This window comes from Streptomyces sp. RKND-216, assembly GCF_004795255.1.
Taxonomy (GTDB): domain Bacteria; phylum Actinomycetota; class Actinomycetes; order Streptomycetales; family Streptomycetaceae; genus Streptomyces; species Streptomyces hazeniae.
Genome location: NZ_SSBQ01000002.1, coordinates 1,595,051 through 1,607,466, shown reverse-complemented (window position 1 = coordinate 1,607,466; position 12,416 = coordinate 1,595,051). Strand labels below are relative to the sequence as shown.

Below are 12,416 nucleotides of genomic sequence, written 5' to 3'. Positions count from 1 at the left end.
AGCAACGAGTCGGCGAACGAGCGCCAGCGAGCGAGCCGGGGAGTGCGACTGATGAACACAGCGAGCCGCGAGGCACTGGCTGCCGCACGCGAGAGCCTGAACTCGCTGACCGACAGCACGTCGGTCGACGCGACGAAGCTCGCCGACGAGCTGGCCGCCGTCACCGCGCTGCTCGACCGCGAGGTGTCGCTGCGTCGGGTCCTCACCGACCCGGCGCAGTCCGGCGAGGCCAAGGCCGAGCTGGTCGGACGCCTGCTGGGCGGACAGGTCGGCGGGGAGACCGTCGACCTGGTGTCCGGCATGGTCCGCTCCCGCTGGTCCTCCTCGCGCGACCTGGTCGACGCGACGGAGGGACTGGCGGACAGCGCCGACCTGATCGCGGCCGAGCGGGTCGGCAACCTGGAGAACGTCGAGGACGAGATCTTCCGGTTCGGTCGGACGGTCGCCTCCTCGTCCGAGCTGCGCGCCGCGCTGACCAGCCGCAACGCGCGGGTGTCGGCCAAGACCGAGCTGCTGCACACGCTGCTCGGCGGCAAGGCCAGGCCCGCGACCGAACGTCTGGTGACGCGTCTCGTCACGCACCCGCGGGGACGTAGCCTGGAGAACGGGCTGGAGCACCTCTCCAAGCTCGCGGCGGAGCGCCGGGACCGTTCGGTCGCGGTCGTCACGTCCGCGGTGCCGCTGTCCGACGGGCAGCGGGACCGTCTCGCCGCCGTGCTGGCGACCCTCTACGGCCGCCAGGTGCACCTCAACCTCGACGTGGACCCTTCCGTCCTCGGCGGGATCACGGTGCGCATCGGTGACGAGGAGATCAACGGTTCGATCGCGGACCGCCTCGATGAGGCGCAGCGTCGGATGGCCGGCTGAGGCCGTTCCCACCGGGACGGCCTGGCCACACCAACTCAACAAGCATCACTAGCGGCCCGAGTTGGGCCGTAACAGAAAAGACTTACGGGCCCAACAAGGAGAGCAGGGAACCCAGATGGCGGAGCTCACGATCCGGCCGGATGAGATCCGGGACGCGCTGGAGAACTTTGTCCAGTCGTACACGCCGGACGCGGCCTCGCGCGAAGAGGTCGGGACGGTCAGCGTTGCCGGTGACGGCATCGCGAAGGTCGAGGGTCTTCCCTCGGCCATGGCGAACGAGCTGCTGAAGTTCGAGGACGGCACCCTCGGCCTCGCCCTCAACCTCGAGGAGCGCGAGATCGGTGCCGTTGTCCTCGGTGAGTTCAGCGGCATCGAGGAGGGCCAGCCGGTGCAGCGCACCGGAGAGGTCCTCTCGGTCCCGGTGGGCGAGGGCTACCTCGGCCGCGTCGTGGACCCGCTGGGCAAGCCGGTCGACGGTCTCGGCGAGATCGAGACCGAGAGCGTGCGCGCCCTCGAGCTGCAGGCCCCCACGGTCATGCAGCGCAAGTCGGTCCACGAGCCGATGGAGACCGGCTACAAGGCCGTCGACGCGATGACCCCGATCGGCCGCGGTCAGCGTCAGCTGATCATCGGCGACCGCCAGACGGGCAAGACCGCGCTCGGCATCGACACGATCATCAACCAGCGCGACAACTGGCGCTCGGGCGACCCGGACAAGCAGGTCCGCTGCATCTACGTCGCCATCGGCCAGAAGGGCTCCACCATCGCGTCCGTGCGCGGCGCGCTGGAGGAGGCCGGTGCCCTGGAGTACACCACCATCGTCGCCGCCCCGGCGTCCGACCCGGCGGGCTTCAAGTACCTGGCGCCCTACACCGGCTCGGCCATCGGCCAGCACTGGATGTACCAGGGCAAGCACGTCCTGATCGTCTTCGACGACCTCTCCAAGCAGGCCGACGCCTACCGCGCCGTGTCCCTGCTGCTGCGCCGCCCGCCGGGCCGTGAGGCCTACCCGGGCGACGTGTTCTACCTGCACTCCCGGCTGCTCGAGCGCTGCGCGAAGCTCTCGGACGACATGGGCAAGGGCTCGATGACCGGTCTGCCGATCGTCGAGACCAAGGCGAACGACGTGTCGGCGTTCATCCCGACCAACGTCATCTCCATCACCGACGGCCAGTGCTTCCTGGAGTCCGACCTGTTCAACGCGGGCCAGCGCCCGGCGCTGAACGTCGGTATCTCCGTCTCCCGTGTGGGTGGTTCCGCCCAGCACAAGGCGATGAAGCAGGTCTCCGGTCGTCTCCGCGTGGACCTCGCCCAGTTCCGTGAGCTGGAGGCGTTCGCCGCCTTCGGTTCCGACCTGGACGACGCCTCGAAGTCGGCCCTGGACCGCGGTTCGCGCATGGTGGAGCTGCTGAAGCAGGCGCAGTACGCCCCGTACTCGACCGAGGACCAGGTCGTCTCCATCTGGGCCGGCTCCAACGGCAAGATGGACGACGTGCCGGTCGCGGACATCCGCCGGTTCGAGCGCGAGCTGCTCGACTACCTGCACCGTGAGCACAAGGGCCTGATGACCTCGATCGTCGAGGGCGGCAAGATGTCGGACGACACCGTCCAGTCGGTCTCCGACGCCGTGGACTCCTTCAAGAAGACGTTCGAGACCGCGGACGGCAAGCTGCTGGGCGAGGGCTGAGCATGGGTGCCCAGCTCCGGGTCTACAAGCGGCGGATCAAGTCCGTCACTGCGACCAAGAAGATCACCAAGGCGATGGAGATGATCGCCGCCTCGCGCATCATCAAGGCGCAGCGGCAGGTCGCGGCCTCCACGCCGTACGCGACCGAGCTCACCCGCGCGGTGTCCGCGGTGGCGCAGGGATCCGACAGCAAGCACGCCCTGACCACCGAGGCGGATCACCCGACCCGGGCCGCGGTTCTGCTGATCACCAGCGACCGCGGTCTGGCGGGCGGCTACTCCTCCAACGCCATCAAGGCGGCGGAGCAGCTGACCCGTCGGCTCGAGGGCGAGGGCAAGGAGGTCGACACCTACGTCGTCGGCCGCAAGGGCGTGTCCTACTACGGCTTCCGCAAGCGCGCGGTCGCCGGATCCTGGACAGGCTTCTCCGACAGCCCTACCTACGCGCACGCCAAGATGGCGGCCGAGCCGCTGATCGAGGCGATCACCGCGGAGCAGGGCACCTCAGGGTCCGTCGACGAGCTGCACATCGTCTACACCGAGTTCGTGTCGATGATGACGCAGACGCCGGTCGACCGGCGCATGCTGCCGCTCACCCTCGACGGCGCCGGCGAGTCCGGCGCGGCCGCGGAGTCGGTCTCCGTCTCCAAGGGCGACGAGCCGAAGCCGACGGCGAAGGACGGCAAGATCCTTCCGCTGTACGACTTCGAGCCCTCCTCCGAGGACGTGCTCGACGCCCTGCTGCCGCGGTACGTCGAGAGCCGGATCTACAACGCTCTGCTGCAGGCGGCCGCCTCCGAGCACGCCGCCCGCCGCCGTGCGATGAAGTCGGCGACCGACAACGCCGAGGAACTCATCAAGTCGCTCACGCGGCTTGCCAACGCGGCCCGCCAGGCCGACATCACCCAGGAAATCAGCGAGATCGTCGGTGGCGCGAGCGCCCTGGCCGACGCTTCTGCGGGGAGTGACCGCTAATCATGACCACCACTGTTGAGACCGCGACCGCGACCGGTCGCGTCGCGCGGGTCATCGGCCCGGTCGTCGACGTGGAGTTCCCCGTCGACGCGATGCCGGAGATCTACAACGCCCTGACCGTCGAGGTCGCCGACCCGGCCGAGAACGGCAAGAAGAAGACCCTGACCCTCGAGGTCGCCCAGCACCTCGGTGAGGGCCTGGTCAAGGCCATCTCCATGGAGCCCACCGACGGCATCGTCCGTCAGGCCCCGGTGACCGACACCGGCAACGGCATCACCGTGCCGGTCGGCGACGTCACCAAGGGCCGGGTGTTCAACACCCTGGGCAAGATCCTGAACGAGCCGGAGGCCGAGTCCGAGGTCACCGAGCGCTGGCCGATCCACCGCAAGGCCCCGGCCTTCGACCAGCTCGAGTCCAAGACCGAGATGTTCGAGACCGGCCTGAAGGTCGTCGACCTGCTGACCCCGTACGTCAAGGGCGGCAAGATCGGCCTGTTCGGCGGTGCGGGCGTCGGCAAGACCGTCCTCATCCAGGAAATGATCATGCGTGTGGCGAAGCTGCACGAGGGCGTTTCCGTGTTCGCCGGCGTTGGTGAGCGCACCCGTGAGGGCAACGACCTCATCGATGAGATGGCCGAGTCCGGCGTTCTCCCGCAGACCGCGCTGGTCTTCGGCCAGATGGACGAGCCGCCGGGCACCCGTCTCCGGGTCGCGCTGGCCGGTCTGACGATGGCGGAGTACTTCCGCGACGTCCAGAAGCAGGACGTGCTGTTCTTCATCGACAACATCTTCCGCTTCACCCAGGCCGGTTCCGAGGTCTCGACGCTGCTCGGCCGTATGCCCTCCGCGGTGGGTTACCAGCCGAACCTGGCGGACGAGATGGGTGTGCTCCAGGAGCGCATCACCTCCACCCGCGGCCACTCGATCACCTCGATGCAGGCGATCTACGTGCCCGCGGACGACCTCACCGACCCGGCCCCGGCGACGACCTTCGCGCACCTGGACGCCACGACCGTTCTGTCGCGTCCGATCTCGGAGAAGGGCATCTACCCGGCGGTGGACCCGCTGGACTCCACCTCCCGGATCCTGGACCCGCGCTACATCTCGCAGGAGCACTACGACACGGCCTCCCGCGTCAAGGGCATCCTGCAGAAGTACAAGGACCTCCAGGACATCATCGCCATTCTCGGTATCGACGAGCTCGGCGAGGAGGACAAGCTGGTCGTCCACCGCGCCCGCCGTATCGAGCGCTTCCTGTCGCAGAACACCCACGCGGCGAAGCAGTTCACCGGCCTGGACGGATCGGACGTTCCGCTGGACGAGTCGATCACCGCGTTCAACGCGATCGCTGACGGCGACTTCGACCACTTCCCGGAGCAGGCGTTCTTCATGTGCGGTGGCCTGGAGGACCTGAAGGCGAACGCCAAGGAGCTCGGCGTCTCCTGACGCGGTAGTCGGACGGCGGGCCCGGGCCGCGGCCCGGACCCGCCCCCGGCACCCCTTATCCTTTTCACCATCCACGTAAGCGAGGAGCCACTGTGGCTGAGTTGCACGTCGAGCTGGTCGCCGCGGACCGCAAGGTCTGGTCGGGCGAGGCCGGCCTGGTCGTCGCGCGCACCACGTCGGGTGATATCGGTGTCATGCCCGGCCACCAGCCGCTGCTCGGTGTCCTGGAGTCCGGCCCGGTCAACATCCGCACGACCGGTGAGAGCGGCGAGGGCACCGTCGTCGCCGCCGTGCACGGCGGATTCATCTCGTTCGCCGACAACAAGCTGTCTCTGCTCGCGGAGATCGCCGAGCTGTCCGACGAGATCGACGTCCAGCGCGCCGAGCGTGCGCTGGAGCGGGCCAAGGCGGACGCCGACGCCGCCGCCGAGCGGCGCGCCGACGTACGCCTCCGCGCGGTGACGGGCGCCCACTGAGGCCCGACGCCGCGGAGCAGACACTCAGCCGCGGACCGCACCGGAGCATCTCCGGGGCGGTCCGCGGCTGAAGCCATACCGGAACCGTCGACGTGCAGCCGGACGTCGAGACGAGGCGAGGAGGTCGGTGAAGATGGCCCTCGCATTCGTGCTGTGCGGAACGGCCCTGCTCCTGGTGGTGCTGGCGCTGTTCGTCTTCGGCCTGCGACGGCGGCTGATCCAGCGCTCCGGCGGCACGTTCGACTGCTCGCTGCGCTGGGACGTGCCGGCCGAGGAGACCGGCGAGTCCGGCGGCAAGGGCTGGGTCTACGGCGTCGCCCGCTACAACGGCGACCAGGTCGACTGGTTCCGCGTGTTCTCCTATGCGCCCCGGCCGCGGCGCACCCTGGAGCGTTCCGGCATCGACGTCCGCGCCCGGCGCCTGCCCAGCGGCGAGGAGGAGCTGGCGCTCCTCTCCGACCAGGTCGTCCTGGGCTGCACCCTCTACGGCACCCGCGTCGAGCTCGCGATGAGCGACGACGCGTTGACCGGCTTCCTCGCCTGGCTAGAGGCCGCACCCCCCGGCCAGAGGGTCAACGTGGCCTGAGAAGGGATGCCGCTCCGGACGGCCTCCCCCGGCTGTGGGCGCGAGTGCGCTCCCGCGCCCTGACCGGTCACGAGCGGTGCGTGGACGCTCCCGACGGAGCGGCTGCCCTGCCACGCGCAACGGGCCGGGGCCCACGGGAAGGTGTCCCGCGGGCCCCGGCCGCTCCGGCCGTTCGGGGGTGTGTCAGCTCAGGCCGGTGTCGATAGCCGTGACGAGTTCGCCGTTCGTCGTGTCGCCGCTGAACTCCCAGAAGAAGGCGCCGCCGAGGCCCTGGTCCTTGGCGTAGGACATCTTGCCGTGGATGGTCTCCGGCGTGTCGTAGCTCCACCAGTTGTTGCCGCAGTGGGCGTAGGCGGTGCCGGCCACGGTCCCGGTCGTCGGGCAGCTGTTCTTGAGGACCTTGTAGTCCTCGATGCCCGCCTCGTAGGTGCCCGGGGCTGCGCCCGTCGCCGAGCCGCCGGGCTCGCTCTGGGTCACGCCGGTCCAGCCGCGGCCGTAGAAGCCGATGCCGAGCAGCAGCTTGTCGGCGGGAACGCCGATGGCCTTGAGCTTCTGGATGGCCGCGTCGGAGTTGAAGCCCTCCTGCGGGATGCCGTCGTAGCCGCGCAGCGGCGAGTGCGGGGCGGTGGGACCGTCCTTGTCGAAGGCGCCGAAGAAGTCGTACGTCATGACGTTGTACCAGTCGGTGTACTGGGCGGCGCCCGCGTAGTCGGCCTTCTCGATCTTGCCGCCGTCGGAGGCGTCCGCGGTGATGGCGGCGGTGACGAGCTGGTCGCCGAACTCCGCGCGGAACGCCTGCATCATGTCGCGCATGGAGGAGTAGCCGCTGCTGTCGCAGCTGAGGCCGCAGGCGTTGGGGTACTCCCAGTCGAGGTCGATGCCGTCGAAGACGCCTTCCCAGCGCGGGTCGTTGACGAGCTGGTAGCAGGACTCGGCGAACGCGGCAGGGTTCTGCATGGCCTCACCGAAGCCGCCGGACCAGGTCCAGCCGCCGAAGGACCACAGCACCTTGATGTGCGGGTGCTTCTCCTTCAGCTCCAGCAGCTGGTTGAAGTTGCCGCGCAGCGGCTGGTCCCAGGTGTCGGCGACGCCGTCGACGCTCTCGGCCGCGGTGTGGGCCTTCTCGATGGCGGCGTAGGAGTCGCCCATGGTGCATTTGCCGCCGGTGACGTTGCCGAAGGAGTAGTTGATGTGCGTGATCTTCTCGGCGGAGCCGCTGGTGTCGATGTCCTTGACGTCGTAGTCGCGGCCGTAGACGCCCCACTCGGTGAAGTAGCCGAGCTTGACGTGCCCGTCGGCGGGCGGCTCCGGGTCGCCGCCGCCGTCCGAGGTGGTGGACGCGGTGACGGTGGCGCCGGCCGGGCCGATCTGGCCGGCGGTGTCCTCGGCGGTGACCGCGTAGGCATACTCGGTGCCGGGAGTGAGGCCGGTGTCGCGGTAGGAGGTGCCCGTGACGGCGGCGACATCGGTGCCGTTGCGGAAGACGTGGTAGCGGACGACGCCGTCGTCGTCGGTGGCCGCGGACCAGTTCAGGGTGAGCGAGGTGTCGGTGGCGGAGCCGACCGTCAGGCCGCCCGGCGCGGAGGGCGCCTCGTCGGAGGGGTCGCCGCCGCCGGAGCCGTCGCAGGGCTTGCCGTTGACGGTGCAGCCGGTGGGCTCGCCGGTGCCGGTGCCGTTGAGGCCGATGGTCGCGGACTGGCCGGGGGCGAGGTCGGCGTTCCAGCTCGCCGGGGTGGCGCTGTAGTGGTCGCCGTCACGGGTGATGGTGCCGTTCCAGTGCGAGCCGACGGTGGTGCCGGAGGGGAAGTCCCACTCCAGCTCCCAGTCCGTGAGGGTGGTGTCGCCGGTGTTCTCGACGGTCCACTGACCGCCGAAGCCGGTGTCCCACTGGGAGGTCCTGATGAACGTCGCGGTGGCCGACTCGGCCGCCTGCGCGGGGGTGGCCAAGCCGACCAGCAGGCCTATGGGGAGCAGCAGCGCCACGGCGAACGCCGTGGCCCTGCCGCGGATGTGTCGTACGGTTCCTGATCTCAAGGGTGCTCCTCGAGTCCGGTCCGGTGCGGTGGAGAGTCCGGAGGGGGTACGGGTGGGGACCGCGCCGCCTGCGGGCGCCTGTGGGTGCGCTCGCCGCGGTCACGGGGAGCGTAGAGAGGTCTGGACCACTGGTCAATAGGTCTGGACCAGAAGGGCCGTTAGTTCGTCGTGACGCCCCACTCCTGGGCGAACACCGCGGCCTGGGTGCGACTGCGCAGCTCCAACTTCCCCAGCAGGCGGCTGACATGGGTATTCACGGTGGCCTCTGCCATCGTCAGCCGGTCCGCGATGTCCGCGTTGGCAAGCCCGCGCCCCAGGCAGCCGAGCACCTCGCGCTCACGCGGCGTGAGCGCGGCCAGCCCGGGATGCGCCTCGCCGCCGCACCGGCCCGCCGGGGCGGACGGGCGCGCGAACTCGGCGATCAGCCGCCGGGTGACCGCGGGAGCGATCAGCCCTTCCCCGCGCGCCACCGTGCGGACCGCGTCGATCACCGCGCTCGCCTCGCTGTCCTTCAGCAGGAAGCCCGCCGCCCCGGCCCGCAGCGCGCCGAACACGTACGCGTCCAGGTCGAAGGTGGTGAGTACCAGCACGTCCGCGAGCCCTTCGTCCGTCACCTGCCGGGTCGCCGAGACGCCGTCGAGCCGCGGCATCTGCACGTCCATCAGCACCACGTCCGGGCGCAGTTCCCGCGCCATGCGTACGGCCTCCTCGCCGTCGGCGGCCTCCCCGACCACCTCGACGTCCCCCGCGCTGCGCAAGATGAGCACCAGCCCCGCCCGTACGGCCTGCTGGTCCTCGGCCACGAGCACCCGGACCGCGGAACCTCCGGTCACCTCTTCTTCCTTCCCTCGGCGGGCAGTTCGGCCCGCACCCGCCACACCCGTCGCCCGTTCCCCCCCGGGGGACGAGGGCCCGGCCGTCAGTGTGCCGCCCAGCAGTTCGACCCGTTCACGCATGCCGACGAGTCCGGCGCCCGAGCCGGGAGCGCGCGGACCGGACGGACGCGCGCCGCCCAGCGGGCTGGTCACCGTGACGGCGAGTCCGCCGCCGTCCCCGTCCGCTCCGCTCCCGCCGCCGTCCCCGACGTCCGCCAGGCTTACCGCGACCTCACCGGGGGAGGCGTGCTTGAGCGCGTTGGTCACCGCCTCCTGCACGACGCGGTAGGCGGCCATCTCCACCGGCACGGGCGGACCGCCCCCGGCCCGCCGCGCGTCGTGCAGCGAGAACACCAGGTCCGTGCCGCCGGCGGCACGGGCGCGCGCCAGCAGTGCGTCCAGGCCGTCCAGCCGGGGTGTCGCGTCGGGGACCGGCCGGCCCTCCGCGTCCCGCAGGATGCCGATCAGACGGCGCATCTCGGTGAGGCCCTGCACGCTGTTCTCACGGATGACGCCGAGCGCGTCCCGGGTGGCGTCGCGGTCGGGCTGGAGCGCCTGGGCGGCGGTGGCGTGGATGGCGATGGCCGACAGGTGGTTGGCCACGATGTCGTGCAGCTCGCGTGCCATCCGGGCCCGTTCGGCGTTGACGGCCTGGACGCGGTCCGCCTCGGCCAGCAGCAGGGTCTGCTCGGCGCGCAGCCGTTCCGCCTCCGCGGCCTCCCGGTGGCCGCGCACCACGACTCCGGTGAACGACGGGGCCAGCGTGATCAGGCCGGTGGCCATGCCGATCAGCAGCAGCTCGGGATTCCGCCAGACGGACACCGGCACCACCGTCGCCAGCACGGTGAGCGGCACGGTGGCCCGCGGCAGTCTGCGGGCCAGCTTCGGCCCGCCGTACACCACCGCGGCGTACACCAGGTCGGTGAACATCACCACGGGCGCGACCAGCGTGCCCGCCAGGGTGTCCAGGCCCAGCGCGGCGGTGCCCAGGACGAGCGCGACCCCGGGGGCGCTGCGGCGCAGCAGCTCGGTGCCCGCCATGACGGCCAGGGCGACCAGCGCCGCCCAGGAGGGCACGCCGAGCAACTCGGGGCCGCCCTGGATGCCGGCGCCCCACAGCGCAAGCCCGCCGGCCAGGCCCGCCGCGCCGATGAGCACGTCATCGCGGTGCGGCCGGGCCGGGCGGCGGGGGAGCGGCAGGCTGGGCATGCGCCCATCACAGCACGCCGACCGCCCCGTCGGCGTCGGCGCAGGGGCGGAGCCGGCCGGTACATCGAAGGATGCAGCGCGGAATCGTCGCCGGTGACGACGTGGACGACCGCGCGCGGCCGGAGGCTGGAGGGAGTCGCCGAGAGGAGCTGCCACCGTGCTGGTCGCCTTGATCATCGCCTGCGAGATCGGGTTCTGGGTACTGCTCGCCCTGGGCCTCTCGCTGCGCTACCTCGCCCGGATGCCGCGTGCGGGGGCCGCGGTGCTGCTGTGCGAGCCGCTGCTGGAGCTGGTGCTGCTGGTCGTCACCGCGATCGACCTGCGGAACGGCGCCGAGCCGGACTGGAAGCACGGCCTGGCCGCCGTCTACATCGGCTTCACCGTCACCCACGGCCACCACCTGGTGAAGTGGGCCGACGCCCGCTTCGCCCACCGCTTCTCCGGCGGCCCGCCCCCGCGCCGGGCGCCGAAGTACGGCACCGCGCGCCTCGTGCACGAGTGGAAGACGGCCGCCCGCTGGATCGGCGCCGCGGCGATCGCGGCGGCGCTGCTCCAGGCGGCGATCTGGTGCGTCGGCGACACCGGCCAAGTGACCTCGCTGCGGGACTGGCAGGCCAAGATGGGCCTCCTCGCCGGTATCAACCTGGTCATCGCGCTGAGCTACACCCTCTGGCCGAAGCAGGCGCCCGCCGGGGCGCCGTCCGGCGAGGCGCGGCGGCCGGAGGGGGAGACCGTACGCCGTTGACGCCGCGCTGCACCGGGGGCGTCCGGCGCGCCGGACGGGCGAGAGGGCGGGGCGGCTCCGATTCGCCCGGAGCCGCCCCGCCCGCGCCTGCGGCCGACCGCCCGTGGGTGACGGGCGTCGGGGGTGTCAGCCGCAGTGGTCGGCGTGCTCCTGGCCGGTCATCGCCCGGGTGTGCTGCGTCGTGGTGTCCGGCGCGTCCGGCACCGGACCGGTGGCGGTGAACGGCACGTACCAGTAGTAGTGACCGTAGTAGCGGTCGGGGAAGTGCAGTTCGTACCGGCCGCTGACGGTCTGCAGCTGCGTCTCGCGGGTCACCCAGCCGACCTCGTTCGGGCGGACGTCGATGTAGGTCGTGGCGGACTCGGTGTGCGAGTTGGACCAGGTGTGCTCGTAGCTGGCCTCGACCGTCACCTTGAAGACCTCGCCGAAGCCGTACTCGGCGCTCATCGAGACGCCGACGCTGTTGGTCTCGCCGGTGGTGTCGGACCAGCCGACCCCCGAACGCTGCGGGTCCTGGGTGCAGTTGAAGGCGGAGTGGCCGACCTGGTGGGACGGGCCCATGGACAGCTGCGGCGGGCCGTCGGGGTGGAAGATGCACACGTCGGTGCCGTTGTCGCACTTCTCCAGCAGCTGGCGGGCCGTCGGGGTCTCCTCGGCGGGGGCCGCCTGGGCGGCGGTCGGGGCCACGACGGCGCCCGCCGCGGCGGTCATCGCGGCGGCGAGGATGCCGATCCGGGTCCTTCTGCGTGTGGTGGGCATGGAGGTACCTCTCAAGGGGTGGGGGGTGGTGGTCGGGCGGTGCCGGTTGGGCGCGTCGGGGAGGGACCGGCGTCAGCTGAAGCCGATCGACTCCGTCCGGTCGTTCATGAAGGACCCGATGTCCGGGGTGTTCTCCTTGAACGGGCCGTCCCGGTCGCCGCCGAGGTTGGGCTGCGGGTACAGCCAGAGCCAGCAGTTCGCCCAGGGCTGGACGGACGTGATGCTGTCCTTCCACCCGTCGCCCAGGTCGTACTGCCAGTTGACCCAGCCGTCCTTCTCGCAGGGCTGCGGGCCGTAGATGGTCAGGGAGGATCCGCCGTAGTTGGCGTGTTCGAAGAACGTGCCCTGGATGACCTCTCCGGCGAGGGACGCGCGGAAGCCGTCGTCCCCTGCCGCCGCGCGGGCGGAGGCGGGTAGGTCATCGACGCGTCCGCTCGTGGCCGCCTCCACGGCGGCACCGAAGGTGGCGAAGCAGCGCTCGCCGCCGTCGGGCCCGACGATGCAGTGCCGTTCGCCCGGCGCGTCGGTCCCCGGCCCGGCCGCGGGAGCGGCCGCCGCGCTCGTCGTGCCGCCGAGTGCGGCCAGTACGGCGAGCGACGCCACCGCGGCTCGCGCCTTTCGTGTCGATATCGATCTGTGTGCCGGCACGTCGTGCTTCCCTTCTCCTGTGGGGTGAGAGCGCTCCCGATCCTGCTCGCGGAGAACACGCCCAAACCCAGGGCCCGTTATTGCCCGGGAGCCCCCTGCGTCGCGCCAGCT

Annotated in this window: 10 protein-coding genes and 2 pseudogenes; 7 read left to right on the top strand and 5 right to left on the bottom strand. The window is 71.1% G+C overall.

All coding sequences use genetic code 11. From position 1 onward, the window contains the following. The first annotated feature begins 51 nt into the window (after positions 1 to 51). The 6 genes from E4198_RS06795 to E4198_RS06770 all read left to right on the top strand — a co-directional run bounded on the left by E4198_RS06795 (position 52) and on the right by E4198_RS06770 (position 6,035). Complete coding sequence (locus tag E4198_RS06795; protein ID WP_136182382.1) at positions 52 to 867, top strand: F0F1 ATP synthase subunit delta; 816 nt, start codon at positions 52 to 54, stop codon at positions 865 to 867. Positions 868 to 982: 115 nt separating this feature from the next. Next, on the top strand, positions 983 to 2,554 hold the full coding sequence (atpA, locus tag E4198_RS06790) for a F0F1 ATP synthase subunit alpha (protein WP_136182381.1): 1,572 nt from the start codon (positions 983 to 985) through the stop codon (positions 2,552 to 2,554). A gap of 2 nt (positions 2,555 to 2,556) precedes the next feature. Further along, entirely contained in the window at positions 2,557 to 3,528 is a 972-nt protein-coding gene (locus E4198_RS06785; RefSeq protein ID WP_136182380.1) for a F0F1 ATP synthase subunit gamma, read from the top strand. 2 nt (positions 3,529 to 3,530) lie between these two features. Next, complete coding sequence (gene atpD, locus E4198_RS06780; RefSeq protein ID WP_027766021.1) at positions 3,531 to 4,973, top strand: F0F1 ATP synthase subunit beta; 1,443 nt, start codon at positions 3,531 to 3,533, stop codon at positions 4,971 to 4,973. Between the two features lie 92 nt (positions 4,974 to 5,065). Then, a complete protein-coding gene (locus tag E4198_RS06775) occupies positions 5,066 to 5,449 on the top strand; it encodes a F0F1 ATP synthase subunit epsilon (RefSeq protein ID WP_027766020.1) in 384 nt (127 codons plus the stop codon). A 133-nt stretch (positions 5,450 to 5,582) separates the two neighbouring features. After that, positions 5,583 to 6,035 carry a DUF2550 domain-containing protein gene (locus E4198_RS06770; RefSeq protein WP_136182379.1) on the top strand — a complete coding sequence of 151 codons (453 nt, stop codon included), beginning with the start codon at positions 5,583 to 5,585 and terminating at the stop codon, positions 6,033 to 6,035. A 183-nt stretch (positions 6,036 to 6,218) separates the two neighbouring features. On the opposite strand, the gene E4198_RS06765 is transcribed toward E4198_RS06770, so the two are convergent. The 3 genes and pseudogenes from E4198_RS06765 to E4198_RS06755 all read right to left on the bottom strand — a co-directional run bounded on the left by E4198_RS06765 (position 6,219) and on the right by E4198_RS06755 (position 10,153). Next, positions 6,219 to 8,069: a glycoside hydrolase family 18 chitinase gene (locus E4198_RS06765; RefSeq protein ID WP_136182378.1), complete on the bottom strand. Its 1,851-nt coding sequence runs from the start codon at positions 8,067 to 8,069 to the stop codon at positions 6,219 to 6,221. Positions 8,070 to 8,227: 158 nt separating this feature from the next. Further along, a pseudogene (locus E4198_RS06760) lies at positions 8,228 to 8,866 on the bottom strand (response regulator transcription factor); the annotation flags it as partial. A gap of 32 nt (positions 8,867 to 8,898) precedes the next feature. Then, positions 8,899 to 10,153, bottom strand: a pseudogene (locus E4198_RS06755) (histidine kinase). Positions 10,154 to 10,310: 157 nt separating this feature from the next. Here E4198_RS06755 and E4198_RS06750 point away from each other — a divergent pair. Then, the gene (locus E4198_RS06750; RefSeq protein WP_136182376.1) at positions 10,311 to 10,898 is read left to right on the top strand and encodes a hypothetical protein; all 588 of its coding nucleotides are present in this window, start codon (positions 10,311 to 10,313) and stop codon (positions 10,896 to 10,898) included. Between the two features lie 126 nt (positions 10,899 to 11,024). Here E4198_RS06750 and E4198_RS06745 read toward each other — a convergent pair whose 3' ends face one another. Together E4198_RS06745 and E4198_RS06740 are read right to left on the bottom strand one after the other, a co-directional pair. After that, the gene (locus E4198_RS06745; protein ID WP_136182375.1) at positions 11,025 to 11,657 is read right to left on the bottom strand and encodes a hypothetical protein; all 633 of its coding nucleotides are present in this window, start codon (positions 11,655 to 11,657) and stop codon (positions 11,025 to 11,027) included. A gap of 72 nt (positions 11,658 to 11,729) precedes the next feature. Beyond that, complete coding sequence (locus E4198_RS06740) at positions 11,730 to 12,260, bottom strand: hypothetical protein (RefSeq protein WP_247597575.1); 531 nt, start codon at positions 12,258 to 12,260, stop codon at positions 11,730 to 11,732. Positions 12,261 to 12,416: the final 156 nt, after the last annotated feature.

Excerpts from the sequence above, each read along its gene's own strand:
- E4198_RS06795 (WP_136182382.1), top strand. The coding sequence starts at position 52 with ATGAACACAGCGAGCCGCGAGGCACTGGCTGCCGCACGCGAGAGCCTG.
- atpA (WP_136182381.1), top strand. The coding sequence starts at position 983 with ATGGCGGAGCTCACGATCCGGCCGGATGAGATCCGGGACGCGCTGGAG.
- E4198_RS06785 (WP_136182380.1), top strand. The coding sequence starts at position 2,557 with ATGGGTGCCCAGCTCCGGGTCTACAAGCGGCGGATCAAGTCCGTCACT.
- atpD (WP_027766021.1), top strand. The coding sequence starts at position 3,531 with ATGACCACCACTGTTGAGACCGCGACCGCGACCGGTCGCGTCGCGCGG.
- E4198_RS06770 (WP_136182379.1), top strand. The coding sequence starts at position 5,583 with ATGGCCCTCGCATTCGTGCTGTGCGGAACGGCCCTGCTCCTGGTGGTG.
- E4198_RS06745 (WP_136182375.1), bottom strand. The coding sequence starts at position 11,657 with ATGCCCACCACACGCAGAAGGACCCGGATCGGCATCCTCGCCGCCGCG.